Here is a 24,223-nt window from a genome sequence, read left to right as displayed (position 1 = left end):
CTTCGCCATTGTCAGCATGCGATGTGCCGTCTCGCTTCTGGAGACGAGCGTTCGGGGGTAGGCGTTCCCCCGATCGGCGCGCATATGCCGCAGGACGGCCGGTTTTCGCCGACCGTCCCAGGTCAGCATCGGAGTGAGATGACGATCCCTCAGCCGACGGCTCGGACGACCATTCAGCCGCGGCCGGGGAAGAAGATCTTCAGCTCACGCTCGGCGGACTCCTCGGAGTCGGAGGCGTGGATGAGGTTCTCGCGCACGATCACACCGTAGTCACCGCGGATGGAACCGGGGGCGGCGGCGATGGGGTCGGTGGGCCCGGCGAGCGCGCGCACCCCCTCGATGACCCGCTCACCCTCGACGACGAGCGCGACGACCGGGCCGGAGGCCATGAACTCGACGAGCGGCTCGTAGAAGACCTTGCCCTTGTGCTCGCCGTAGTGCTGCTCCAGCGTGTCCTGGTCCAGCGTGCGCAGCTCCAGCGCGGTGATACGCCAGCCGGCCTTGCGCTCGATCCGGCCGATGATCTCGCCGGTCAGGCCGCGACGGACGGCGTCGGGCTTGAGCAGGACGAGGGTGCGCTGAGTCACGGGGGTGGCTCCATTCGGGTCACGTGTGTGCGGTTGTCAGAGGCTACAGGGCCGGTTCGAGCGGGCGTTACGCAGCGTCAGGGCTGGTCCCCTGGGCCTGCGCCGCGAAGCGGGCCTTCGCCTCGTCGATCTTCCGTCCGTAGTGCACGGACGCCCACCACAGCGCGGCGAACATCGCGCCCATGAAGAACATGGTCGGGACGATGAAGCCGGACGCGATGAGCGCGATCTGCAGCGCCCAGCCGAGCTGCACCCCGCCCGGCCGGGTGATCACACCGCAGAGCAGCACGCACAGCAGCATGGCGATGCCGCTGACCGTCCACACGGTCGACATGGACAGGTCGGGGTCTTTCATGGCGACGAGACCGGCGAAGCCGATCAGGAAGACCTCGCCGATCAGGGTCGAAGCACAGAGCGTACGCACGGAAGGTCAGCCCCTCCCCAGGAGCAGTCGGGCCTCGCCGACGGTGATGACGGAGCCGGTGACGAGCACACCGCCGCCCGAGAACTCCCCGTCCTCCTCGGCGAGGGTGATGGCGGCCTCCAGCGCGTCGTCGAGGCGCGGCTCGACCTGGACCCGGTCGTCGCCGAAGATCTCGACGGCGATGGCGGCCAACTCGTCGGCGTCCATCGCGCGATGGCTGGAATTCTGTGAGATCACGACCTCGGCGAAGATCGGCTCGAAGGCTTCGAGCACCCCTCGTACGTTCTTGTCCCCACTCGCCCCGACCACGCCGATGAGCCGGCTGAAGTCGAAGGCCTCGCCGACGGCCTCGGCGGTGGCCCGTGCGCCCGCCGGATTGTGCGCGGCGTCGAGCACGACGGTGGGAGAGCGCCGTACGACCTCCAGCCGCCCCGGGGAGGTCACCGCGGCGAACGCCTTGCGCACGGTGTCCACGTCGAGAGGCTCGGGCCGCTGGGTGCCGACGCCGAAGAACGCCTCGACGGCGGCGAGGGCGACGGCCGCGTTGTGGGCCTGGTAGCCGCCGTGCAGCGGCAGGAAGATCCCCTCGTACTCCCCGCCGAGCCCGCGCAGCGTCAGCATCTGCCCGCCGACGGCGACCTGCCGGCCGGTGACCCCGAACTCCAGCCCTTCCCTGGCCACCGTGGCATCCACCTCGACGGCCTTCTTCAGCAGCACCTGGGCCGCGTCGACCGGCTGCTGGGCGAGGATGACGGTCGCGTCCTGCTTGATGACGCCGCCCTTCTCGACGGCGATCTCACCGGGCGTCTCGCCGAGCCGGTCCGTGTGGTCGAGATCGATGGGCGTCACGACGGCCACATCGGCGTCGATCACGTTGGTGGCGTCCCAGGTGCCCCCCATCCCGACCTCGACGACGGCCACATCGACCGGAGCGTCGGCGAAGGCGGCGTACGCCATGCCGGTCAGCACCTCGAAGAAGGAGAGCCGGAACTCCTGCTGGGCGTCGACCATCTCGACGTACGCCTTGATGTCGTCGTACGTCTCGACGAACCGCTCGGCGGAGATCGGCGCGCCGTCGAGAGTGATCCGCTCGGTGACCGACTGGACGTGCGGGGAGGTGTACCGCCCGGTGCGCAGGTCGAAGGCGCCGAGGAGGGCCTCGATCATACGGGCGGTGGAGGTCTTGCCGTTGGTGCCGGTGATGTGGATCGAGGGGTACGCGCGCTGCGGCTCCCCCAGCACGTCCATCAGCGCGGCGATACGGCTGACGGACGGCTCCAGCTTGGTCTCGCCCCAGCGCGTGGCGAGATCCGCCTCGACCGCGCGCAGCGCCTTGTCGACCTCGGGGTCCTGGGGCCGAGTCGGCACGTCCGCGGTTGCGGCTCCGCCTTGGGTGCGCAGGGTGCGGCTGCCGGCCTCGATGACCGCGAGGTCGGGGTCACGGTCGGTCTCGGCGTCGATGATCTCGTCGAAGGGGTCGGTGTCGCTCACGGGGTCAGTCTACGGACGGCCACTGACAGGGTGCCTACGCAGTGGGGTGGATGAGCTTGAGGGGCGGGTGCGGGTGGGGTTGTGGCTGGTCGCGCAGTTCCCCGCGCCCCTAAAGGGCGCGACGGGCCCCCGGAACCTCATGGTTCCGGGGGCCCGTCGCGCCCTACGAACTCCTACGCCTGCGGCAGGCTCTCCAGCTGGGCCTGGATGCGGGTGATGTCCTCGTCCGCCTTGGTCAGGCGGCCTCGGATCTTGTCCACGACATTGTCCGGGGCCTTCGCCAGGAACGCCTCGTTGCCGAGCTTGGCCTCGGCCTGCTGCCGCTCCTTCTGCGCCGCCGCCAGGTCCTTCGCGAGGCGCTTGCGCTCCGCCGCGACGTCGATCGTGCCGGAGAGGTCGAGGGCGACCGTGGCGCCGGCGACCGGAAGGGTCGCGGTGGCGCTGAAGCCGTCCTCCTCGGGCTGGAGTCGGAGCAACTGGCGGATGGCCGCCTCGTGCGCGGCCAGCGCGGTGCCGTCGAGGGTGAGTCGGGCGGGAACCCTCTGGCCGTCCTGCAGGCCCTGCTCCTTACGGAAGCGGCGAACCTCGGTGACGACGGCCTGGACGGTGCCGATCTCGGCCTCGGCCGCCTCGTCGCGGAAGCCACTGTCCTTGGGCCACTCGGCGATGACGAGGGACTCACGGCCGGTCAGCGTCGTCCACAGCGTCTCGGTGACGAAGGGGACGACCGGGTGGAGCAGCCGCAGCATGACGTCGATGACCTCACCGAGGACGCGGCCGGAGACCTTGGCCTGCTCGCCGCCCGCGAAGAAGGTCGTCTTCGACAGCTCCACGTACCAGTCGAAGACCTCGTCCCACGCGAAGTGGTAGAGCGCATCGCTGAGCTTCGCGAACTGGAAGTCGTCGTAGTACGCGTCGACCTGAACGACCGTCTTGTTCAGGCGGGAGAGGATCCAGCGGTCGGTCGCGGTCAGCTGCTCCGCGGCCGGGAGCTCGCCCTCGATGGTGGCGCCGTTCATCAGCGCGAAGCGCGTGGCGTTCCAGATCTTGTTGGCGAACTTGCTGGACGCCTGGACCCAGTCCTCGCCGATCGGGACGTCGGTGCCGGGGTTGGCACCCTTGGCCAGGGTGAAGCGGACGGCGTCGGAGCCGTACTTGTCCATCCAGTCCAGCGGGTCGACGACGTTGCCGAAGGACTTCGACATCTTCTTGCCGCGCTCGTCGCGGACCAGGCCGGTCAGCGCGATGGTCTTGAACGGGGCCTCGCCGTCCATGGCGTACAGGCCGAACATCATCATCCGGGCGACCCAGAAGAAGATGATGTCGTGGCCGGTGAGAAGGACATCGGTCGAGTAGAACTTCTCGAGGTCCGGGGTCTGTTCCGGCCAGCCGAGGGTGGAGAACGGCCACAGGCCGGAGGAGAACCAGGTGTCGAGGACGTCGGTGTCCTGGGTCCAGCCCTCGCCGGTCGGTGTCTCGTCGTCGGGTCCGACACAGACGACCTCGCCGTCCGGGCCGTACCAGACCGGGATGCGGTGGCCCCACCACAACTGGCGCGAGATGCACCAGTCGTTGAGGTTGTCGACCCAGTCGAAGTAGCGCTTGGACATCTCCTCGGGGTGGATCGAGACCCGGCCGTCACGGACCGCGTCGCCGGCGGCCTTGGCCAGCGTCTCGACCTTGACCCACCACTGGAGGGACAGGCGCGGCTCGACGGTGGTGGAGCAGCGCGAGCAGTGCCCGACGGAGTGCGCGTACGGGCGCTTCTCGGCGACGATCCGGCCCTGTTCGCGCAGCGAACCGACGACGGCGGAACGGGCCTCGAAGCGGTCCAGGCCGAGGAAGGGACCGTGGACGGTGATGACACCGTGCTCGTCCATGATCGTCATGTTGGGCAGGTTGTGGCGCTGCCCGATGGCGAAGTCGTTCGGGTCGTGGGCCGGGGTGACCTTGACGGCACCGGTGCCGAACTCCGGGTCGACATGCGTGTCGGCGACGACCGGGATGGAACGGTCCGTCAGCGGCAGCTTGATCTGCTTGCCGACGAGGTGCTTGTAGCGCTCGTCGTCGGGGTGGACGGCGACGGCGGTGTCACCGAGCATCGTCTCGGCTCGGGTGGTGGCGACGACCAGGCTGTCCGCGCCCTCGCCGTACCTGATCGAAACGAGCTCGCCCGGGTCCTCCTGGTACTCCACCTCGATGTCCGAGATGGCCGTCAGACAGCGCGGACACCAGTTGATGATGCGCTCGGCGCGGTAGATGAGGCCGTCGTCGTAGAGGCGCTTGAAGATCGTCTGGACGGCCTTGGAGAGGCCTTCGTCCATGGTGAAGCGCTCACGGGACCAGTCGACGCCGTCGCCGAGGCGCCGCATCTGCCCCAGGATCCGGCCGCCGTACTCCTCCTTCCACTGCCAGACCCGCTCGACGAACTCCTCGCGCCCCAGGTCGTGCCGCGACTTGCCCTCCTCGGCAAGCTGCTGCTCGACCTTGTTCTGGGTGGCGATACCGGCGTGGTCCATGCCCGGGAGCCAGAGCGACTCGAAGCCCTGCATGCGCTTGCGGCGGGTCAGGGCGTCCATGAGCGTGTGCTGGAAGGCGTGGCCCAGGTGGAGGGAGCCGGTGACGTTCGGCGGCGGGATGACGATGGTGTACGGCGGCTTCTCGCTCTTCGCGTCGGCGGCGAAGTAACCCCGTTCCACCCAGCGCTCGTACAGCTTCCCCTCTACCTCGGCCGGCGCGTACTGGGTCGGCAGTTCGGTGATGGGCGCTGTTGGCTGCTGCTGAGCGTTCTCGGTCACCCGGTCAGTTTAGAGGCGTCACCGCCGTGTCCCGAAACACGTTTCTTTCGTAACGGTGGCGCACCCGCCGCAAGTCTCGCCCCTGGCCTGCGCGAGGATGTCAGGAACACATAAGCATCTGGAGGGGAACCCAGAGATGAGCCACAACCAGCCGGGCCCGTACGGCGAGCCGCCGCAGCAGCCCGGACCGTACGGTCAGCCGGCCCAGCCGGGTCCGTACGGTCAGCCGCCCCAGGCACCTCAGGGCCCTCCGACGGCTCCCCAGCCCGGCTACGGCTACCCCCAGCAGGCTCCTCCCGCACAACCCGGGTACGGCTATCCGCAGCAGGCTCCCCCGCAGCCGGGTTACGGCTATCCGCAGCAGCCCGACGCGTACGGCCAGCAGCCGCCCGCCTATGGTCAGCAGCCTCCCTACGGCCAGGCCCCGTACGGGGTTCCGCAGCCGCCGGAGCCGAGCGGGGGCAAGAAGAAGACGGCGATCGTCCTCGGGGCGGTGGCTGTCGTGGCCGCCATCGCCGTGAGTGCGTGGTTCGTGCTGGGCAGCGGCTCGGGCGGCAGTTCGGACATCGCCGACGACGGCGCGCACAAGCTGACCGCGCCGGCGACCGTGCTCGACGGCACGTACAAGAAGAGCGGCGGCTCCGACACCAGCGGGATGACCGCGTCCGAGATCAAGGACGCCGAGTCCTGGGGGGTGCAGAACCCCAAGGACGTCAGCGCCATGTACGCCTCGGGCGAGGGCCTCACCGTCAAGAACATGATCTTCTCCGGCGTGTACGGCTCCATCGACGACCCGGAGAAGGTCGTCGACGCCATGTTCGCCAAGATGAAGACCGAGTCGGCGAAGAGTTCGTCCGCCGACGACGGCAAACTCGTCGGCAGCCCGCAGGAGTTCACGCCGGCAGGCTTCGACAACGGCATCATGAAGTGCCAGGAGATCGAGACCACCCAGTCCGGCACGACGACGAAGATGCCGTTCTGCATCTGGGGCGACCACAGCACGCTCAGCTACGTCCTGACGTACGACCTCGCCGCCATGACCGCGGGCAAGTCCTCCACGATGGAGGAAGCGGCCGAACTCGCCGCCAAGTTCCGCCAGGACGTGCGCGTCAAGGCCTGACACACCTCAATTGCCGAGGGGCCCCGGTCTGTTGACCGGGGCCCCTCGGCAATTCTGTTGTCCTGCCCTGCCGTTACGCAGTCTTCTGCTCGCCCGGGCCGCGCCCGCGCGCGTCCCTCGGGATCAGGGTCGGGTTGACGTTCGACAGGACGACGTCCGCCGTGATGACGACTCGGGCCACGTCCTTGCGGGACGGGACCTCGTACATCACCGCCTGGAGGACTTCCTCCATGATGGCGCGCAGGCCGCGGGCGCCGGTCTGGCGCAGGATCGCCTGGTCGGCGATGGCCTCCAGGGCCTCGCGCTCGAAGTCCAGCTCCACGCCGTCGAGTTCGAAGAGGCGCTGGTACTGCTTGACGAGGGCGTTGCGCGGCTCCACCAGGATCTGGAGCAGGGCCTCGCGGTCGAGGTTGTGGACCGACGTGATGACCGGGAGGCGGCCGATGAACTCGGGGATCATGCCGAACTTCACCAGGTCCTCGGGCATGACGTCCTCGAACCGGTCCTTCGCCGCGAGCTCCTTCTTGGAGCGGATCGTGGCGCCGAAGCCGATGCCCTTGGCACCCGCGCGGGACTCGACGAGCTTCTCCAGGCCCGCGAAGGCGCCGCCCACGATGAACAGGACGTTCGTCGTGTCGATCTGGATGAACTCCTGGTGCGGGTGCTTGCGTCCGCCCTGCGGCGGGACGGAGGCCGTCGTGCCTTCGAGGATCTTCAGCAGGGCCTGCTGGACGCCCTCGCCGGACACGTCGCGCGTGATCGACGGGTTTTCACTCTTCCGCGCGACCTTGTCGATCTCGTCGATGTAGATGATTCCGGTTTCGGCCTTCTTGACGTCGTAGTCCGCCGCCTGGATCAGCTTCAACAGGATGTTCTCGACGTCCTCGCCGACATACCCCGCCTCCGTGAGCGCCGTCGCGTCTGCGATGGCGAACGGGACGTTCAGCATGCGCGCCAGGGTCTGCGCGAGGAGTGTCTTGCCGGAGCCCGTGGGGCCCAGCAGGAGGATGTTCGACTTCGCCAACTCGATGGCGTCCTCACGGTTTTGACCGGCACTGTTCTCACCGGCCTGGACCCGCTTGTAGTGGTTGTACACCGCGACGGACAGGGCCTTCTTGGCCGACTCCTGACCGACTACGTACCCCTCGAGGAACTCGTAGATCTCGCGAGGCTTGGGGAGTTCCTCCCACCTGACCTCACTCGTCTCCGCGAGTTCTTCCTCGATGATCTCGTTGCAGAGATCGATGCACTCGTCGCAGATGTACACACCGGGGCCTGCGATGAGCTTCTTGACCTGCTTCTGGCTCTTGCCACAGAACGAGCACTTGAGCAGATCGCCGCCGTCACCGATGCGTGCCACGGTGTGCTTCCCCTTCGCCTGGGAGACGCCTAGGTCCAGCGGCTCCTGGTGCTGCCTTATGTCCGACGGTACCTTGCCGGGCCCCCCGTTCGGGCCCCCCTTGGCGCGGTTCACTTTGACGTGCTCCGAGTCAAACCGTGCCAAGGGGCGGCAGACGCTACAGCTTCTGCGTCTACCAGTACGTCAGCGGACGCTGGCGTTGTTCATCTTCCGGGTGGAAATGATCTGGTCGATCAGGCCGTACGACAGCGCGTCCTCGGCCGTGAGGATCTTGTCGCGCTCGATGTCCTCGCGGATCTTCTCGATCGGCGTGGTGGAGTGCCTGGCCAGCATGTCCTCCAGCTGGGCACGCATCCGGAGGATCTCGTTGGCCGCGATCTCCAGGTCGGAGACCTGCCCGCGGCCGGTCTCGCTGTACGGCTGGTGGATCAGCACGCGCGCGTTGGGCAGCGCCATGCGCTTGCCCGGCGTACCGGCCGCCAGGAGGATCGCGGCGGCGGATGCCGCCTGGCCCATGCAGACCGTCTGGACGTCCGGCTTCACGAACTGCATCGTGTCGTAAATCGCAGTGAGCGCCGTGAAGGAGCCACCGGGGCTGTTGATGTAGACCGAGATGTCCCGGTCGGGGTCCATCGACTCCAGGCACAGGAGCTGCGCCATGACGTCGTTGGCGGAGGCGTCGTCGATCTGCACGCCGAGGAAGATCACGCGCTCCTCGAAGAGCTTCGCGTACGGGTCGTACTCACGCACGCCCTGCGAGGTGCGCTCGACGAAGCGCGGGATGACGTAGCGGGATTCGGCGCGGGGGCCGGTGTACTCCGCCTGGGCGGCCTGAGCCGCCCTCGTACGGTCGTAGAGGCCGCTACCGGGGAAGTCGTTCACGATGTCTCCTGAAAGGGGCTGAGGCAGGGGCTGGAGGGCGGTGAGGGCGCTTACGAGCCCGCACCCCCGGTGCCGCCGCCGCCCGGGATGCCTGCGGCCGTGGCGATGACGTCGTCGATGAGGCCGTACGCCTTGGCCTCCTCGGGGTCGAACCAGCGGTCGCGGTCCGAGTCCCGGGTGACCTGCTCGACGGTCTGGCCGGTGTGCTGCGAGGTGAGCTCGGCCATGCGCTTCTTGGTGTGCAGCAGCCGCTCGGCGTGGATCTTGATGTCCGACGCCGAACCGGCGAGGCCGGCGGAGGGCTGGTGGATCAGGATCTCGGCGTTCGGCAGCGCGAAGCGCTTGCCGGGCGTACCCGCGCTGAGCAGGAACTGACCCATGGAAGCGGCGAGGCCCATGGCGATGGTCATCACGTCGTTCTTGATGAACTGCATGGTGTCGTAGATCGCCATGCCGGCCGTGATCGAACCGCCCGGGCTGTTGATGTAGAGGTTGATGTCCTTGTCCGGGTCAGCGGCGGCAAGGAGCAGCAGCTGCGCGGTGATCTTGTTCGCGATGTCGTCGTCGACCGGCTGGCCGAGGAAGATGATCCGCTCGTTGAGCAGCCGGTTGTAGACCTGGTCGCCGAGGCCACCGCCGATGGAAGGCTCGCCGGCGGCGGAAGGCATCAGATTCGTCACGTCGTATCCACCTGCTCGTATTACGACGGCGCCGGGCCGTCTCACGTGTTCTGCCGGGGCGTGGGGCCGTCCGGCGGTTTCCGGGGACTCCCCTTGCCCTCGTTCATGGACCCTAACGCGCGGGTCCCTCCGGAGAATCCCGGGAAAGGAACTGTTCGCTGTGAGCGCATGCGCTCCGCTGGGTTGAGCAGGGTTTCCGGCGGGGGTCGGCTGTGTCGTGGCCGGGGTTCGGGTGGGCGTCGCGGGGCTGTGCCCCGGGCCCCTGCTGCTTCTCGCCGTAGCTCCGCCGGGAGTGGTCAGGTGCAGGCCGTGGGGGCTTGTCGCGCAGTTCCCCGCGCCCCTTCGGGGACGCGGACAGGCCCCCGGGGACCGAAGTCCCCGGGGGCCTGTCGTCGTGCGTGTTTCAGAGGTGCCGTGGTTTTCAGGCCTCGGGCTTCTCCTCGGAGGACTCGGCCTCGGCGGCCGGGGTCTCCTCGGAGGTGGCCTCCGTGGTCTCGTCCTCTTCCTCGTCGTCGAGGTCGATGATCTCGCCGTTGGTGTCCTTGACCGTGGCCGCCTCGACGACGACCGCGAGGGCCTTGCCGCGGGCGACCTCGCCGACCAGCATCGGGACCTGGTTGCCCTCGACGACCGCCTGGGCGAACTGGTCGGGGGACATGCCGGAGGAGGCCGCGCGCCGCATGAGGTGCTCGGTGAGCTCCTCCTGGTTGACGTTCAGCTTCTCCTTGTTGACCAGCTCGTCGAGGACGAACTGGGTCTTGATGCCCTTGACCGCGGCTTCCTTGGTCTCGGTGTCGAACTCCTCGGCCGTCTTGCCCTGGATCTCGAGGTACTTCTCGAGGTCGAGACCCATCTGGCCGAGCTGGTGGTGCTCCAGGTTGTGCTTACGGGTGTTGATCTCTTCCTCGAGAAGCTTCTCGGGGACGGGCACCTCGACGAGCTCCAGCAGCTTCTCCAGGACGCGCTCCTGGGCCTGCGTGGCCTGGTCGTACTGCTTCATGTTCTCGAGGCGCTTGCGGCTGTCCGCGCGCAGCTCCTCCAGGGTGTCGAACTCCGAGGCGAGCTGGGCGAACTCGTCGTCCAGGGCCGGGAGTTCACGGGCGGCGACCTGGGTGACCTTGACGGTGACCTCGGCCTCCTTGCCGGCCGCGGTGCCACCCTTGAGCTCGGAGGTGAAGGTGGCCTCGCCACCGGCCTCCACGCCCTTCACGGCGTCGTCGACGCCGTCCAGCAGCTCACCGGAGCCGATGGTGTAGGACACGCCGCTCGCGACGCCGTCCTCCAGCACCTCTCCGTCGACCTTGGCCTCCAGGTCCAGCGTCACGACGTCGCCGTCCTCGGCGGCACGCTCGACCGGGGAGGTGGCGGCGAAGCGCTCACGGAGCTGCTCCACCGACTTGTCGATGTCCTCCTCGGTGACCTCGATCGCGTCGACCTCGACCTCGATGCCGGAGTAGTCCGGGATCTCGATGGTCGGGCGGACGTCGACCTCGGCGGTGAAGTTCAGCGTTTCGCCGTCCTTCAGCTCCGTGATGTCGACCTCGGGCTGGCCCAGGACGTTGAGCTCGGCCTCGTTGACCGCGTCGGTGTAGAACTTCGGGAGCGCGTCGTTGACCGCTTCCTCCAGGACCGCACCGCGGCCGAACCGCTGGTCGATGACGCGCGCCGGGATCTTGCCCTTCCGGAAGCCCTTCACCGTGACCTGCTGGTTGATCTTCTTGTACGCCGCGTCGAGGCTGTCCTTGAGCTCCTCGAAGGGCACCTCAATGCTGAGCCGAACCCGGGTCGGGTTCAGGGTCTCCACGGCGCTCTTCACGGTTCGGTCTCCTTGGGGGCTGACTTCTCTGGGTTCTGCTGAGGGTTCTGCCGATTGCCCTCTGCCGGACACGGCGGAGCCTCAGCGGATTCGCGGCCCTTGAGGGACGTAACAACGCAGACACACGGGCGCGCAACTTGCATAGTAGCCGCAGGCGGTACGCGCCCCAAAAGGTGATCTCGCCGGTGGTCCGGCAGGTAGTCGGGGTGGCGGGATTTGAACCCACGGCCTTCCGCTCCCAAAGCGGACGCGCTACCAAGCTGCGCCACACCCCGTCTGGTGCGACACGTAGGGTACATGGCCGCAGGCAGTGAGGTTGCCGCATTTCAGGACTGAGGGTGGAGTGCGGGTGGAGCGGGGGCCCGCGAGGGGTGCTGCGCGGTCGCGTTCTGGAAACGAAGTGTGCGTCGAGGGGCCTCGAACCGCTACGATGCCTTCTGTGCCGCGGTCACCTGACCTGCGGCGCGCGTGTGCGGGCGTAGCTCAATGGTAGAGCACTAGTCTTCCAAACTAGCTACGCGGGTTCGATTCCCGTCGCCCGCTCTCTTCCGCCTCCGGCCCGGTTCTCTGAACCGGGCCGGTCGCTTTTTCAGCGGGTCTCGCTGCTCTCCCATGGTTCTCGACCGGTTCTCGACGGCGGTCAGAACTGGATCTCGTTGATCGTGTCGGCTATCGAGTTCAGGAAGCGTTGGATGTCGTCGGCCATGCCCGTCGAGGCGAGGAAGAAGCCGAAGAGTATGGCGACGACTGCCGGGCCCGCCTTGATCGTGCCTCCGCGAATCAGCACCACCAGGATGATTCCCAACATCAGCACCACTGACAACGAAATGGCCACACTGATCACACCCCTATGGTCGGTCCGCTCTACCGGCCCAGGGATGCGCCCTCGCACCCCCGCCAGATCCATCGTGCCACCAACGAGGCCGCCGTATGCGGCCGGTGACGCATCATCGGCCCCACCGGATCGATTTATCAGCACAGAGAAACCCAGGACACAGGAATATGTTCTTTAGCGGTAATTAGGATGATATTTATGCTTCTTGCAGCCCAAGAAGCGCGCGCATTCCGGCGTACTTCTCGGTCAGACGGGTGCGGGTCGGGGCATCCAGTGCCGCCAGGCGGGCCGGGTCCGCGTTGTGCGCCAGGTCCGCCACCTTGACCAGGAGCGCGCCCGGGGTCTCGAGGATGCGCCGGGCGTACGCCTCGGGGGCCTCCCCCGCGCGCTTGGTGACGGCCAGCACGATGTCCTTCGTACGAGGGGACAGTGCGGCCTCTTCCAGCCAACGCGCGGACAGCGCGCCGTCTTCCACGGCGTCGTGCAGCCAGGCCGCCGCGATCTGTTCCTCGTCACCTCCACGCGCGCGTACGCCCTTCGCGACGGCCTGGAGGTGCTCCACGTACGGGCGGCCGGCCTTGTCCGTCTGCGTCGCGTGGGCGGCCCGGGCCGTGGCTTCCACTTCGGCCAGAGTCAGGGGCGTCACGGGTGTTGGGGGCGTTGGGGACGTCGGGGGTACTGGTGGGGTTTTTGCCATCTGGTCAGTGTGGGGTTCGGGCGGCTCCGGTGAGTTTCCGGAATTATTTGGTAAAGTAAATATTGACGATTCCTTGACGTTATCTTGACCTAGAGGCAGGCCCCGGGTCGCGCTGAACGCGCTCGTCCTCGAACTCCCCCAGAGGGGGGACCCCCAGACGGGCTGGGGGGTGGGTGGGAAAAGCGGCCTGGGGCTTCGGCCTCGCCTGTCGAACGCCGGACGAGCTGAGTTGCCTGGGCCTGGGCTCCGTCAGATCGTTGCCTGGGCTGTGGGGCCCTCTCGGCAGATCAGGAGGAGGGCCCTGTCGTCGTTCACGTCCTTGGCTACCGCTTCGATGAGGTGCCAGGCCGCGCCGTGGAAGCCGCCGGCCACATAGCGGTCGGCCTCGCCGGTCAGGCGGTCGATGCCCTCGACGATGTCCCGTTCGGACGTCTCCACCAGGCCGTCCGTGAACAGCATCAGGACGTCGCCCGAGCGCAGCGATCCCTTCACGGGGTCGAACTGGGCTCCGTCGTACACGCCCAACAGCGGTCCCTCCGCTGCCTTTTCCTCCCAGCGGCCGGTGCCCGCACTGAGCTGGAGGCCCGGTGGGTGACCGGCCGAGAAGAGTTCGTAGTCGCCCGAGTCGAGGTCCAGGACGAGGTGGATCGAGGTCGCGAAGCCCTCGTCCCAGTCCTGGCGGAGGAGGTAGCCGTTCGCCGCCGGGAGGAAGGCGTGGGGCGGCAGTGAGCCCAGCAGGCCTCCGAAGGCGCCGGACAACAACAGGGCTCGGGAGCCTGCGTCCATGCCCTTGCCCGAGACGTCCGTCAGGACGACCTCCATCGTGCGGCCCCCGTTCGTACGGGCCGCCACCACGAAGTCGCCCGAGAACGACTGGCCGCCCGCCGGGCGCAGCGCCATCTCCCGGTGCCAGCCCTGCGGCAGCTGCGGCAACTTGCTCTGGACGCGGATGCGTTCGCGCAAGTCGAACAGCATCGTGCCGCCACGTCGCCAGGGGACGCCTACGCGGCTGCGGAACTGGGCGATCAGCAGGCCGAAGAAACCGCAGGCCGCCACGACGAGGACCACGCCCGGGGTGACCCGGCTCGGGCCCTCCGTGTACGGGCCCAGCTTCACCGACTCCACGATCAGCGCCGTCGCCGCCGCCGCGTACAGGCCCAGCAGGCTGGCCGGGCGCAGCAGGAGGCCGCCGGCGACGATCGGGAGGACGAGCAGGGCCGGTGAGCACCACACCGAGTTGGCGAGGGTCATGACCGCGATGATCGGGATCGTGAGGAGCAGACCGGCGAGCGCGATCCAGTCCGAACCGTCGCCCCGGAAGTAGTCCACGGCGGATCTGCGCAGGCCGGTGCGGACCCGGTGAGCCTGCTTCTTCAACCGGGCCGTGAACGTCTCGGCTTCAGCGCGCCGCTCTCGTCCTGCTGCCATTAGTTCGGGACCCTATCCATCGGACCAGCTGCTTGGCACGGGAGGTCCCACTTGTCCCCCGTCCGAGGTTCAACTTCACAGTGAAACCCACCGAGGCCCGATCCGAGGCCCCGAGGGGAAAATTCCCTCGCTCGTCCCGCATTGCCCTGGTACTCATGGTCCATGACGACCTCCAGGACCCCCGGCGCGACCGACCTGCGGGTGCTTCGCCCCGACGACTGGGATCAGTGGTACGCCAACCTGGTCCGTGCCTTCGGCGGAATGCCGGAGTCCGCCGAGGAACGGGAGTTGTGGAAATCACTCACGGAGTACGACCGTTTCGTGGGCGCCTGGGACGGTGACACGTGTGTGGGCAGTGCGGGCGCCTTCACTTTCCGGGTAACCGTACCGGGTGGTGCCTCCGTTCCGGCAGCGGGCGTCACGATGGTCGGTGTGGCCGGCACGCATCGTAGGCGCGGGGTGCTCACGTCGATGATGCGGCGGCAGTTGGACGACGTACGGAGCTGGGGCGAGCCGCTGGCCGTGCTCACGGCCTCCGAGCCCGCCATCTACGGGCGGTTCGGGTACGGGGCCGCCACCAACTCGCTGACCTTCGAGATCGACACGACGCGGGTACGGCTGGACGCGCCGGACGGGGCCGATGACGTACGGCTGCGGTATGCCGTACCGGCCGAAGCCCTTGACGTCTGCGAGGCGGTGTACGCGCGGCGGGTGCCCGAGCGGCCCGGGATGCTGGCGCGGATGCCCGGCTGGGATCGGGTCATGGTGCTCGATCCGGAGGGCGAGCGGGACGGGGCTTCGCCGTTGCAGTGCGTGGTCGCCGAGCGGGGCACGGAGGTTGTGGGGTTCGCCCGGTTCCGGGTCAAGCCCGACTGGGATGTCACCGGGTCCAACAGCGCGGTTGTCGTCGAGGATGTCGAGGGGCTCGATGCCGCCTCCCAGGGCGCGTTGTGGCGGTTCCTGTTCGGCATCGACCTGACGTCGAAGATCGTCGGGCGGGGGCGGCCGGTCGACGAGGCCTGGCATCACATGGTGTCCGACATCCGGCGGTGCGGGCTGCGCAGGCGGGACGCGCTGTACGTACGGCTGGTGGACGTGGGGGCCGCGTTGGAGGCGCGGACCTATCAGGCGCCTGTGGATGTCGTACTTGATGTCGAGGACGTGTTCTGTCCGTGGAACTCCGGGCGGTGGCGGCTGACCGGCGATGCCAAGGGGGCCGTGTGCCGGCGTACGGAGGATGCGGCTGATCTCGCGCTGTCCGTACGGGAGTTGGGGGCCGCCTATCTGGGGGGTGTGTCGTTGGCCGGGCTGGCGGCTGCTGGGCGGGTGCGTGAGGTTCGGCAGGGGGCGTTGGCCGAGGCCTCGGTGGCGTTCGGGTCGGTTGTGGTGCCCTGGCTGTCCCACGGGTTCTGATGCCCGGACCGGTGATCTGTCAGGTGCGTTGACAGGCGGGGCACCAGAAGAGGTTGCGGGCGGCGAGGTCGGCGGTGCGGATCTCGCCGCCACAGAGGTGGCAGGGCAGGTTTGCCCGGCGGTAGACGTAGACCTCGCCGCCGTGGTCGTCGACGCGCGGCGGGCGGCCCATCGCCTCCGGGGTGTGTTCCGGGCGGACGGTGTCGATGCGGTTGTTGCGTACGCCCTCGCGCATGAGGGCGACCAGATCGCTCCAGAGCGCGTCCCACTCGGCGGGGGTGATGTCCTTGCCGGGGCGGTACGGGTCGATGCCGTGCCGGAAGAGGACCTCGGCGCGGTAGACGTTGCCCACGCCCGCGATGACCTTCTGGTCCATGAGGAGGGCGGCGATCGTCGTACGACTGCGGCTGACGCGGGCGTAGGCCACTTGGTGCTCGGCGTCCGGGCGGAGGGGGTCCGGCCCCAGGCGGTCGTGTATCGCCTGCTTCTCGGTGTCCGTGATGAGGGCGCAGGTGGTGGGGCCCCGGAGGTCCACGTACGAGGTGCTGTTCGCGAGTCGGAGGCGGACCGTGTCCGTGGGTGGCGGGGCGGGAGCGTCGCCGAAGTTGACCTTGCCGAAGAGGCCGAGGTGGATATGGATCCAGTCGGCTTCACGGAAGCGGAGGAAGAGGTGTTTGCCGTGGGCGTCGGCGGTGGTGAGGGCGGCGCGGTCGAGTAGGGCGGCTGAGGCGGCGAACTTGCCCTGGGGGCTGGTTACGTGCGTGGGGCTGCCCGCGAAGTGGGCGGCGTAGTCCTGGGCGAGGCGGTGGATCGTGTGCCCTTCCGGCACGGTGCGGGGTCCTTTCGTGGTTTTTTGCCCACCCACCCGCCCGTCTCGGCCTGTTGAGGAGGCGCCCTCGTCCCGGGGGCTGTGCCCCCGGCCCCCCCTTCGGCCTGGACGGCCTCGTCCTCAAACGCCGGACGGGCTGGGGGTGCCGACCGGCGTGGCGAAGTCGAGGCGGGCGGGTGGGAAAGCCGGGTTGAGGCTAGCTCTGTGGGTGGTGCGCCGGGATTTCCGGGAGGTCGCCCGTCGTTTCGTACGCCGTCAGCATGTCGATGCGGCGGATGTGGCGGGGGTCCTCCGAGAACGGGGTCGCCAGGAAGGTCTCCACGAACTTCGTCGCCTCGTCCTGCGTGTGCATACGGGCGCCCACCGCGACGACGTTCGCGTTGTTGTGCTGGCGGCCCAGCGACGCGGTCTCCTCGCTCCAGGCCAGCGCCGCGCGCACGCCCTTCACCTTGTTCGCCGCGATCTGCTCGCCGTTGCCGGAGCCGCCGATCACGATGCCGAGGGCGTCCGGGTCGGCCGCCGTGCGCTCTGCGGCGCGGAGGCAGAAGGGCGGGTAGTCGTCGAGGGCGTCGTAGATGTGGGGGCCGCAGTCCACGGGGTCGTGGCCGGCCTCCTTGAGCCACTCGACGAGGTGGTTCTTGAGTTCGAAGCCCGCATGGTCCGAGCCGAGATACACGCGCATGGTCCGAGTGTGACATGTGTGTTTCGGGGCAGCAGCCTCGGGGGCTGATCGCGAAAAGCAGCAGCAACACTGAGAAACCTCAAGAAAACCTCAAGTAACGATCTGGATTCAAAGGTTCAAGAATCCCTTTGCCTCCGATTCACTGGACCGACTGTTTACGCCGTCCCCACCGGCGCGCTTACCCCGTTCACCCGGCGCAAAGGAATTCCCCCATGGCCTCGCAGCCGACCACCGGTCTTCAGGCCGGACTCAAAAACCGGCATCTCTCGATGATCGCCATCGGCGGTGTCATCGGGGCCGGGCTCTTCGTCGGGTCCAGCTCCGGTATCGCCACCGCAGGACCCGGCATCCTCCTGTCGTACGCACTCGTCGGCACGCTCGTGGTGCTGGTGATGCGGATGCTCGGCGAGATGTCGGTGGCCAATCCGACCACCGGATCCTTCTCCGCGCACGCCGACCGGGCGCTCGGGCGCTGGGCCGGGTTCTCCATCGGCTGGCTGTACTGGTTCTTCTGGGTCGTCGTGCTGGCCGTCGAGGCGACCGCGGGGGCCACCATCCTCGAAGGGTGGATTCCCGCCGTACCGCAGTGGGCCTGGGCGCTCATTGTGATGGTGGTGCTGACCGCCACCAACCTCATCTCCGTCGGCTCCTACGGCGAGTTCGAGTTCTGGTTCGCCGGAATCAAGGTCGTCGCCATCAGCGCCTTCGTCATCATCGGCGGGCTCGCCGTGTTCGGCGTACTGCCCGGTGTCGACAGCGACAAGGCCGGGCTGGGCAATCTGACCGACCACGGGGGCTTCCTGCCCAACGGGCCCGGCGCCATCCTCACCGGCGTACTGCTCGTCGTCTTCTCCTTCATGGGGAGCGAGATCGCCACGCTGGCCGCCGGTGAGTCCGAGGACCCGCAGCGGGCCGTCACCAAGTCCACCAACAGCATCATCTGGCGTGTCGGCGTCTTCTACCTCGGGTCGATCTTCGTCGTCGTCACCCTGCTGCCGTGGAACGATCCCTCGATCAAGAAGGACGGCTCGTACGTCGCCGCCCTCGACTCCCTCGGTATCGCGCACGCCGGCCAGATCATGAACTTCATCGTGCTGACCTCGGTGCTTTCCTGCCTCAACTCCGGGCTCTACACGGCCTCCCGCATGGCCTTCTCCCTCGGGCAGCGCCGTGACGCGCCCAAGGCCTTCGCTCGGACGACGTCCCGTGGTGTGCCGCTCACGGCGATCGTCGCCTCGGTCGTCTTCGGCTTCGTCGCGGTCTTCTTCAACTACAAGTTCCCCGACTCGGTCTTCCTCTTCCTCGTCAACTCCTCAGGTGCCGTCGCCCTGTTCGTCTGGCTGGTCATCTGCTTCTCCCAGCTGCGCATGCGGAAGATCATCGAGCGCGAGTCCCCGGAGAAGCTCGTCGTACGGATGTGGCTGTACCCCTATCTGACCTGGGCGACCGCCGCTCTCATCGTGTTCGTCCTCGGCTACATGCTCACCGACACCGAGCACGACGGGCGCGAGACCGTGCTGCTTTCACTGCTGGTCGCGGCCGTGGTGGTCGTCATCGCCGTCGTCCGGCAGAGGACCGGGCGCGGATCTGTGGTCATCAGCGGTAACCGGGGCACGGGCGCCGTCGATGACGGCGACGACGTGAATGACGTCGTCAAGGTCAGCTAGTTCGGCGGTAGCTGGTTCAGCGGTAGCGGTGGGTGGTTGGGAGTCGTTCACAGGACCGTGAACGACTCCCTCACCCGTTCATAGGTCCGCACCGCCCCGTCCTCGATCTCCTGGTGGTACCAGGTGCTGATCTGGTACGACTTCCCCTCCACGTCGAAGCCGAGCAGCCTGGCGTGCCAGTGGGTGCCGTCCAGGGTGAAGGTGTACTCCCAGACGACCGCCGGATGATCCTGGTACGTCGTCTCCGCCAGGGTGATCTTCGTGTAGTCCTGGCCCTGGCGGGCGTTGCGCTCCGACTCCTCCCAGGTCTCCAGCAACTCGCCGCGTGCCAGGGAGGACTTGGCCAGGAGTTCCTGTGTGCCGTCGGGTGATGTGTAGTGCACCTCGGCGCCCGTCTTCACGTCCCGGCGCCAGTCCTTGGGCGTCGCCCACGCGTATCCGCCCGCCTCCTCGTGCGCGCCGGGCGGCAGGCTGCGCGGCCGGAAGGTGCCCTCGACAGTGGGGTCGACGGTGGGTTCGGGGGCGGTCGGGGTGGCGGACTGTGGGATCGGGGGCTCGTACGACGTCGAGGTCGGGGTCGGGGTCTCGGGTGATGGTCCCGGAGTCGCGGTGTTCTTGTCGCCGGGTGATCCTGCCGTCGCTGCCAGGACGATCCCCACCACCGCCCCCACGGTGACCACACCGGCGGCCACCATGCCCATACGGCGGCGACCGCGGCGTGGGCCTCGACCTCCACGGGGGTCGGGCGGGGCCGCGGGGTCCGGTCGCAACGCCCGGTGCTGCAGGTGCTGTTGCTGTTCCGCCGGGCGCTTTTCCGTCACCGCCTGTGCCTGTACTTGTGCCTGTGCCTGCGTGTGTCCTCGGAGCAGGGAGATGCCGGCGCTACGGGAAGGGATCGCCGAGCCGACCTCGGACCGTATCTCGGAGGGGACTTCGGTGGAGGCGTTGGAGGCCTCGGGGGAGGGCGTTCCCAGGACCGGGGTGGCGGCCGTACGTGCGGCGGGTACCGCGTCCGTCGGCGACGGAGGCTCGGGCTCCTGCTGGTCCCTCTCCGGTTCCTCCGGTGGCTGTTCCCGCGGCTGTCGCGCGGCCCGTACGAGCGACGCGTCCAGGTATGCGGGCGTCGGTGTGTCCTCGTGCGCCGCTACGGAGGTCGGGGGCGCCGTCTCCGGCCGCCCGTTCCGTATCTCCGGCGCCTCGTGGGACTTGGGCTCCGGGTCCGGCTCTGGGTCCGGGTCCGGAAACGCCACCGGCCTCAGTGCCTGCTCCACGTCCTCCAGTGCGGGCCTGGCCGACGGTTCCTTCTCCAGGAGGGCGGCCAGGATGTCACGCAACGGGCCTGCGGTGGCCGGGAGTTCGGGGTCCTCGTACAGGACCGCGTGCAGAGTCGCCAGGGTCGTTTCGCGGGAGAACGGGGAGCGGCCTCCCAGCGCCGCGCAGAGGGTCGCGCCGAGTGACCACACGTCGGACGGCGGGCCCTGGTGCCGGCCCGAGACGCGCTCCGGGGCCATGTAGTCGGGGGAGCCCACAAGCATTCCGACCATCGTGAGGGCCTTCGCGTCCTGGATGGCGGCGATGCCGAAGTCGGTGAGGACGACCCGCCGATCGCGTCGTTCCACCAGGACGTTGCCCGGTTTGATGTCGCGGTGCAGTACGCCCCCCGCGTGCACCTGGCGCAGCGCGGAGACGAGGCCGAGGCCGAGGCGGGCGGTGTCGCCCGGGTCCAACGGGCCGTCCTCGACGAGGAGTTGTTCGAGGGAGCGGCCGGCGACCAACTCCATGACGATCCACAGGCGTTCGCCCTCGTCCACGACGTCGTACACGCGCACGACGTTCGGGTGGTCGATCCGGGCCGTCGCCCTGGCTTCGCGGAGTGTGCGTTCGCGGCGGGTTCGGGTGTCCTCAGCGTCGAGTCCGTCGATCCGCATTTCCTTGACGGCCACCGGCCGGTCGAGCATTTCGTCGACGGCCCGCCACACCCGCCCCATTCCCCCCTGACCGATACTTTCGACCAGCCGATATCGGCCCGTCACCACCAGACCTGGAACACCGCCGCCCATATTCCCCGGCAATCCCCTGCACCCCCTCAACGCACGCCCCACCAGAACCACAATGGTCACACTTCGTGCCGTACCAGCATAGTGGCGGGAAATCTTGTGGTACCTCTTCATGGACTGCGAATTCAGGCGCAGTCCAGGGGGATCCAAGGGGGACGAACATGAGTTCTGGTCGCACGACGGTCATCGCGGGATCGCTGCTCACGGCATCTTTCTCGGCCGTGATGATCCTTTCCTTCACCGCCAGCGCGGATGACCAGGGGCCTGGAAGCGGCAAGGGGGGAAAGGCCGTTGACGCGGCGCCGACAGGCGTCAAGTTGACCACACAGTTGCCCGAGAGCATCTCGGTCGACAACAGTTCGAAAGAAACAGCACTTACCGCCACGGTAAAGAACGAGGGAAACAAGGGAAGCGGCGACATCAGGCTTTTGGTCGTCGGATTCGACGGCCTGACGGTCAAGAACGTTCAGGGCTGCTCGGAGATTGCCGAAGGAGATCTGCCGGAGGGTTCGAACAGCGGTTTCAGTTGCGCTGTCGGCAATCTCGCGGCCGGTAAGTCGAAGTCGTACGACGTCGACGCGACGTTCGATCTGGGCAAGACCGGCAAGATCTGTCTGCCCGTCCAGACCGCCGACGGTTCGAAGACGTTCTGGCAGCAGGGCCCGGTCCCGTTCGGTACGAACAACCCGTCACCGAACGCCCCGGCCACCCCGTTGCTGCTCGGCACGGACAACAAGCCGGTGGCACCCGGCGGTGACGAGCTGCCGAGGACCGGCCCCGCGCGCGACCTGCTCCCGCTCGGCGCGGTCGGCGCGGCGCTGCTGTCCGCCGGGGCGGCGGGCATGTGGTGGTCGCAGCGGCGGCCCCGGCAGCAGGCGCAGGGCTGAGCCAGGAAGGAACGAACGCAGAAGATCCGGGATGCCGTGTGCGGCATCCCGGATCTCGTCAACAGCCGTACCATCCGTGCGGAGTTCAGCGGTTGAGGAACTTCCAGGCCGTCGGCAGTACGCCCATCGCCAGGGCCGCCTTCAGGGCGTCGCCGAGCAGGAACGGCGTGAGGCCGGCGGCGATCGCCGCGCTCGCGCTCATGTCGGCGGCCAGGGCGAGGTACGGGACGCCGATCGCGTAGATGATCGCCTCGCCGATCAGCATCGTGCCCGCCATGCGCAGCATCGAGCGGTCGGCGCCGCGCCGGGCCAGTGCGCCCACGGCGGCGGACGCGAGCAGCATGCCGAGGATGTAGCCGAAGGCCACCGACGTGCCCGAGCCGCCCTCCGCGAACCACGGCACACCCGCCAGACCGGCCAGGGCGTAGACGACGAGGGCGGCGAGGCCGCGGCCGGCGCCGAGCGCGGTGCCCACGAGGAGCGCGGCGAAGGTCTGCCCGGTCACCGGCACGGGCGAGCCGGGCACAGGGACGGCGATCTGGGCGGCGATCCCGACGAGCCCGGCACCGCCGAGCACGAGCGCGGTGTCCCGGACGCGGGAGGCGGGGAGCAGGTCGGCGAGGACCAGGCCGGGGCGGGCGGGGGCGACGGCGGTTGCCATGGGGACTCCGCGGGGATGTGGGCGGCAAGGGACATCGCGACGCTATCCCAGCGCCCTCGGGCCGATCACCGTCAGCGCTCGACAAAGGGGGCGACGGAGGGTTGGTGGGCTTCGGACAAACGGTGGGGGTTACACCCGGTTCGGCGTGATGCCGGTCACTGAGGTGAGGTGGTTTGGGCTACGGAGGTAGGGAGGGCGGGCTCTGTAGGGTTCCGCCAATCCGGCCATCGGTCGCACTTCGTCCCACACGTCGTCCCGCACCTCGTCCGAACACGGCTCTGTCCCCTGCCCGGACAGGTGCCGTCTCGCCCGTCGGTCGCCGTCTGTGCAGGGTCGGCCCGTTTTGCTAGCTTCGAGCGCATGGTCGCCCAGTCCCGGTACTTCTCGTCGCGTCGCTATGTCGACCTGCGACGCGTGGGCACGGCCACCTGTCGCCGCCCCGGGTGAGGCGGCTCCGGCGCGCCTCGCTCCACAGGACTCTCCGAGCTTTCCTGGCTCCCCGAGTCCTTACGAGACGGCGCAGTGTCGGACCCGTTCCCCGAGGATGATCGCCATGCCCCGTGCCGCGGCACCCACCCTTGTCTCTCCCTCCTCTCCCTCCTCTCCTTCCTCTCCCTCCCCTCCCATCTCTTCCGTCTCTCCCTCCCTCTCGTCCCGTACCTCCTCCGCTTCCCGCGTACCTCGCGCCGCCGATTCCGACCGGCGCAGGACGAGCGCGAGTGTCGTTCTGCGGTCCGTGCTGGAGCAGGGGCCGGTGGCGCGCAGCACCATCGCCCGGCTGACCGGGCTGTCACCGGCGTCGGTGACGGACTACTGCGCCCGGTTCACGGAACTCGGCCTGATCCGTGAGGAGTCCGTGCCCCGGCGGTCGAACGGGGTGGGGCGTCCGCATGTCCCCGTCGATCTGGACGCCTCGCGGTTCGTGGTCGCCGGGGTGCATGTGGCCGTGCCGTACACGACGGTCGCGCTGCTTGATCTGCGCGGCCGGGTGGTGGCCCGGCGCGAGTTGAAGCACGAGCGCACCGATCCGGGGTGGGTGCTGGCGCGGGCCGCGGAGGGGTTGCGGGCGCTGCTGGACGGCGTCCCCGGCTGCCGGGCCCTCGGTGTCGGTGTGGCCGTGGGCGGCTGGGTGGACCGGGAGTCCGGGACCGTCGTCGAGCACCCGATGCTGGGCTGGCGGGACGTGGCGGTGCGGGAGGTGCTCGGCGCCCGCACCGGGCTGCCGGTCCATGTGGACGGGCACGCGCGGGCGTTGGTCAACGCGGAGCGGTTGTTCGGGTCGGCGCGGGGCGGCGGGAGCGTGCTGCATCTGTTCGTCGGCAATGTGGTCGACGCGGCGTTCGCGACCAACGACGAGGTGCACCACGGGCCGCGCTCCCAGTCGGGCGCCATCGCCCATCTGCCGGTGCCGGGCGGGACGGAGGTGTGCGACTGCGGGCGTACGGGCTGCCTGCAGGCCGAGTTGAGCGAGCAGACGCTGTGCCGGCGGGCGCGGGAGGCGGGCGTCGTCGCGGGCACGAATCCCATGCAGGTGGTCGCGGCGGCGGCCGGGGGCGACCCCGATGCCGTAGAGCTGCTGGTGCAGCGGGCAGGTGCCGTGGGGCGGGCGGCGCGGCTGCTGCTCGACGTGCTGAATCCGGAGACGGTGGTCGTGACCGAGGTCGGGGTCATTCACCGCGAGGACTGCCTCGCCGCGTTGCGTGAAGAGGTCGGCGCCGAACGCTCGGCGTCTGTCGTGCCGACGAGCTTCCCGGATTCGGTACTCGCGGTGGCGGGCGGTTCGGTGGCACTCGACGTGCTGTACCGGGATCCGCTGGCCGCCTCACCTGAGGCTATTTAATTCAGAAACTCCGAATGTTGACAGGGACCACGCATGACCTGGAACATCGTGTTCATGAGCCCTTTCGTG

20 protein-coding genes and 2 tRNA genes are annotated in these 24,223 nt (G+C 68.5%); 6 read left to right on the top strand and 16 right to left on the bottom strand.

Features of this window, described 5'->3' with window-relative positions; all coding sequences use genetic code 11:
• Positions 1–173: 173 nt before the first annotated feature.
• The 4 genes from ndk to OG734_RS32475 all read right to left on the bottom strand — a co-directional run bounded on the left by ndk (position 174) and on the right by OG734_RS32475 (position 5,300).
• Positions 174–587: a nucleoside-diphosphate kinase gene (gene ndk / locus OG734_RS32490; RefSeq protein WP_330290994.1), complete on the bottom strand. Its 414-nt coding sequence runs from the start codon at positions 585–587 to the stop codon at positions 174–176.
• Positions 588–654: 67 nt separating this feature from the next.
• On the bottom strand, positions 655–1,011 hold the full coding sequence (locus tag OG734_RS32485) for a DUF4233 domain-containing protein (RefSeq protein WP_330290993.1): 357 nt from the start codon (positions 1,009–1,011) through the stop codon (positions 655–657).
• A gap of 6 nt (positions 1,012–1,017) precedes the next feature.
• Positions 1,018–2,502, bottom strand: coding sequence for a bifunctional tetrahydrofolate synthase/dihydrofolate synthase (folC, locus tag OG734_RS32480; RefSeq protein WP_330290992.1), 1,485 nt, complete (start codon positions 2,500–2,502; stop codon positions 1,018–1,020).
• 173 nt (positions 2,503–2,675) lie between these two features.
• Positions 2,676–5,300 (bottom strand): valine--tRNA ligase, encoded by a 2,625-nt coding sequence (locus OG734_RS32475; protein WP_330290991.1) that lies wholly within the window; start codon positions 5,298–5,300, stop codon positions 2,676–2,678.
• Between the two features lie 136 nt (positions 5,301–5,436).
• On the opposite strand from OG734_RS32475, the gene OG734_RS32470 reads away from it, so the two are divergent.
• Positions 5,437–6,420 carry a hypothetical protein gene (locus OG734_RS32470; protein ID WP_330290990.1) on the top strand — a complete coding sequence of 328 codons (984 nt, stop codon included), beginning with the start codon at positions 5,437–5,439 and terminating at the stop codon, positions 6,418–6,420.
• A gap of 73 nt (positions 6,421–6,493) precedes the next feature.
• Here the strand turns inward: OG734_RS32470 and clpX are convergent, their stop codons facing one another.
• The 5 genes from clpX to OG734_RS32445 all read right to left on the bottom strand — a co-directional run bounded on the left by clpX (position 6,494) and on the right by OG734_RS32445 (position 11,433).
• Complete coding sequence (gene clpX, locus OG734_RS32465; RefSeq protein ID WP_330290989.1) at positions 6,494–7,780, bottom strand: ATP-dependent Clp protease ATP-binding subunit ClpX; 1,287 nt, start codon at positions 7,778–7,780, stop codon at positions 6,494–6,496.
• Positions 7,781–7,963: 183 nt separating this feature from the next.
• Positions 7,964–8,662 (bottom strand): ATP-dependent Clp protease proteolytic subunit, encoded by a 699-nt coding sequence (locus OG734_RS32460; RefSeq protein ID WP_330290988.1) that lies wholly within the window; start codon positions 8,660–8,662, stop codon positions 7,964–7,966.
• A gap of 50 nt (positions 8,663–8,712) precedes the next feature.
• Positions 8,713–9,330, bottom strand: coding sequence for an ATP-dependent Clp protease proteolytic subunit (locus OG734_RS32455; protein ID WP_330293871.1), 618 nt, complete (start codon positions 9,328–9,330; stop codon positions 8,713–8,715).
• A 433-nt stretch (positions 9,331–9,763) separates the two neighbouring features.
• Positions 9,764–11,158, bottom strand: coding sequence for a trigger factor (gene tig / locus OG734_RS32450; protein ID WP_330290987.1), 1,395 nt, complete (start codon positions 11,156–11,158; stop codon positions 9,764–9,766).
• A 201-nt stretch (positions 11,159–11,359) separates the two neighbouring features.
• Positions 11,360–11,433 (bottom strand) — tRNA-Pro (locus OG734_RS32445).
• Between the two features lie 197 nt (positions 11,434–11,630).
• Between OG734_RS32445 and OG734_RS32440 the strand changes: the two genes are divergently transcribed.
• A tRNA-Gly gene (locus tag OG734_RS32440) sits at positions 11,631–11,701 on the top strand.
• 97 nt (positions 11,702–11,798) lie between these two features.
• On the opposite strand, the gene OG734_RS32435 is transcribed toward OG734_RS32440, so the two are convergent.
• From OG734_RS32435 to OG734_RS32425, 3 genes are all read right to left on the bottom strand, one after another.
• On the bottom strand, positions 11,799–11,993 hold the full coding sequence (locus tag OG734_RS32435; protein ID WP_006383514.1) for a hypothetical protein: 195 nt from the start codon (positions 11,991–11,993) through the stop codon (positions 11,799–11,801).
• A gap of 196 nt (positions 11,994–12,189) precedes the next feature.
• Positions 12,190–12,690, bottom strand: a complete 501-nt coding sequence (locus OG734_RS32430; protein WP_330290986.1) for an HD domain-containing protein — start codon at positions 12,688–12,690, stop codon at positions 12,190–12,192.
• A 249-nt stretch (positions 12,691–12,939) separates the two neighbouring features.
• Positions 12,940–14,118 (bottom strand): PP2C family protein-serine/threonine phosphatase, encoded by a 1,179-nt coding sequence (locus OG734_RS32425; protein WP_330290985.1) that lies wholly within the window; start codon positions 14,116–14,118, stop codon positions 12,940–12,942.
• 162 nt (positions 14,119–14,280) lie between these two features.
• Between OG734_RS32425 and OG734_RS32420 the strand changes: the two genes are divergently transcribed.
• Positions 14,281–15,531 carry a GNAT family N-acetyltransferase gene (locus tag OG734_RS32420; RefSeq protein ID WP_330290984.1) on the top strand — a complete coding sequence of 417 codons (1,251 nt, stop codon included), beginning with the start codon at positions 14,281–14,283 and terminating at the stop codon, positions 15,529–15,531.
• A 19-nt stretch (positions 15,532–15,550) separates the two neighbouring features.
• Here the strand turns inward: OG734_RS32420 and OG734_RS32415 are convergent, their stop codons facing one another.
• Together OG734_RS32415 and OG734_RS32410 are read right to left on the bottom strand one after the other, a co-directional pair.
• On the bottom strand, positions 15,551–16,360 hold the full coding sequence (locus OG734_RS32415) for an Fpg/Nei family DNA glycosylase (RefSeq protein WP_330290983.1): 810 nt from the start codon (positions 16,358–16,360) through the stop codon (positions 15,551–15,553).
• A gap of 196 nt (positions 16,361–16,556) precedes the next feature.
• Positions 16,557–17,042 carry a ribose-5-phosphate isomerase gene (locus OG734_RS32410; protein WP_330290982.1) on the bottom strand — a complete coding sequence of 162 codons (486 nt, stop codon included), beginning with the start codon at positions 17,040–17,042 and terminating at the stop codon, positions 16,557–16,559.
• A 212-nt stretch (positions 17,043–17,254) separates the two neighbouring features.
• Between OG734_RS32410 and OG734_RS32405 the strand changes: the two genes are divergently transcribed.
• Positions 17,255–18,709 carry an amino acid permease gene (locus OG734_RS32405; RefSeq protein WP_330290981.1) on the top strand — a complete coding sequence of 485 codons (1,455 nt, stop codon included), beginning with the start codon at positions 17,255–17,257 and terminating at the stop codon, positions 18,707–18,709.
• A 47-nt stretch (positions 18,710–18,756) separates the two neighbouring features.
• On the opposite strand, the gene OG734_RS32400 is transcribed toward OG734_RS32405, so the two are convergent.
• Positions 18,757–20,697: a protein kinase domain-containing protein gene (locus OG734_RS32400; protein WP_443065113.1), complete on the bottom strand. Its 1,941-nt coding sequence runs from the start codon at positions 20,695–20,697 to the stop codon at positions 18,757–18,759.
• Positions 20,698–20,927: 230 nt separating this feature from the next.
• Here OG734_RS32400 and OG734_RS32395 point away from each other — a divergent pair, with 230 nt between their 5' ends.
• Positions 20,928–21,653, top strand: coding sequence for a hypothetical protein (locus OG734_RS32395; RefSeq protein WP_330290980.1), 726 nt, complete (start codon positions 20,928–20,930; stop codon positions 21,651–21,653).
• Between the two features lie 85 nt (positions 21,654–21,738).
• Here the strand turns inward: OG734_RS32395 and OG734_RS32390 are convergent, their stop codons facing one another.
• On the bottom strand, positions 21,739–22,314 hold the full coding sequence (locus OG734_RS32390; RefSeq protein ID WP_330290979.1) for a biotin transporter BioY: 576 nt from the start codon (positions 22,312–22,314) through the stop codon (positions 21,739–21,741).
• Positions 22,315–22,867: 553 nt separating this feature from the next.
• Here OG734_RS32390 and OG734_RS32385 point away from each other — a divergent pair.
• Positions 22,868–24,154 carry an ROK family transcriptional regulator gene (locus OG734_RS32385; RefSeq protein ID WP_330290978.1) on the top strand — a complete coding sequence of 429 codons (1,287 nt, stop codon included), beginning with the start codon at positions 22,868–22,870 and terminating at the stop codon, positions 24,152–24,154.
• Positions 24,155–24,223 lie beyond the last annotated feature (69 nt).

This window comes from Streptomyces sp. NBC_00576, from assembly GCF_036345175.1.
Lineage (GTDB): Bacteria > Actinomycetota > Actinomycetes > Streptomycetales > Streptomycetaceae > Streptomyces.
This window is presented reverse-complemented; position numbering and strand designations above follow the sequence as displayed.

Bases quoted from the DNA above. Each gene is read 5' to 3' on its own strand.
- OG734_RS32470 (WP_330290990.1), top strand. From the start codon at position 5,437: ATGAGCCACAACCAGCCGGGCCCGTACGGCGAGCCGCCGCAGCAGCCC.
- OG734_RS32455 (WP_330293871.1), bottom strand. From the start codon at position 9,330: ATGCCTTCCGCCGCCGGCGAGCCTTCCATCGGCGGTGGCCTCGGCGAC.
- OG734_RS32430 (WP_330290986.1), bottom strand. From the start codon at position 12,690: ATGGCAAAAACCCCACCAGTACCCCCGACGTCCCCAACGCCCCCAACA.
- OG734_RS32425 (WP_330290985.1), bottom strand. From the start codon at position 14,118: ATGGCAGCAGGACGAGAGCGGCGCGCTGAAGCCGAGACGTTCACGGCC.
- OG734_RS32420 (WP_330290984.1), top strand. From the start codon at position 14,281: ATGACGACCTCCAGGACCCCCGGCGCGACCGACCTGCGGGTGCTTCGC.
- OG734_RS32410 (WP_330290982.1), bottom strand. From the start codon at position 17,042: ATGCGCGTGTATCTCGGCTCGGACCATGCGGGCTTCGAACTCAAGAAC.
- OG734_RS32405 (WP_330290981.1), top strand. From the start codon at position 17,255: ATGGCCTCGCAGCCGACCACCGGTCTTCAGGCCGGACTCAAAAACCGG.
- OG734_RS32400 (WP_443065113.1), bottom strand. From the start codon at position 20,697: ATGGGGCGGGTGTGGCGGGCCGTCGACGAAATGCTCGACCGGCCGGTG.
- OG734_RS32395 (WP_330290980.1), top strand. From the start codon at position 20,928: ATGAGTTCTGGTCGCACGACGGTCATCGCGGGATCGCTGCTCACGGCA.
- OG734_RS32390 (WP_330290979.1), bottom strand. From the start codon at position 22,314: ATGGCAACCGCCGTCGCCCCCGCCCGCCCCGGCCTGGTCCTCGCCGAC.
- OG734_RS32385 (WP_330290978.1), top strand. From the start codon at position 22,868: ATGCCCCGTGCCGCGGCACCCACCCTTGTCTCTCCCTCCTCTCCCTCC.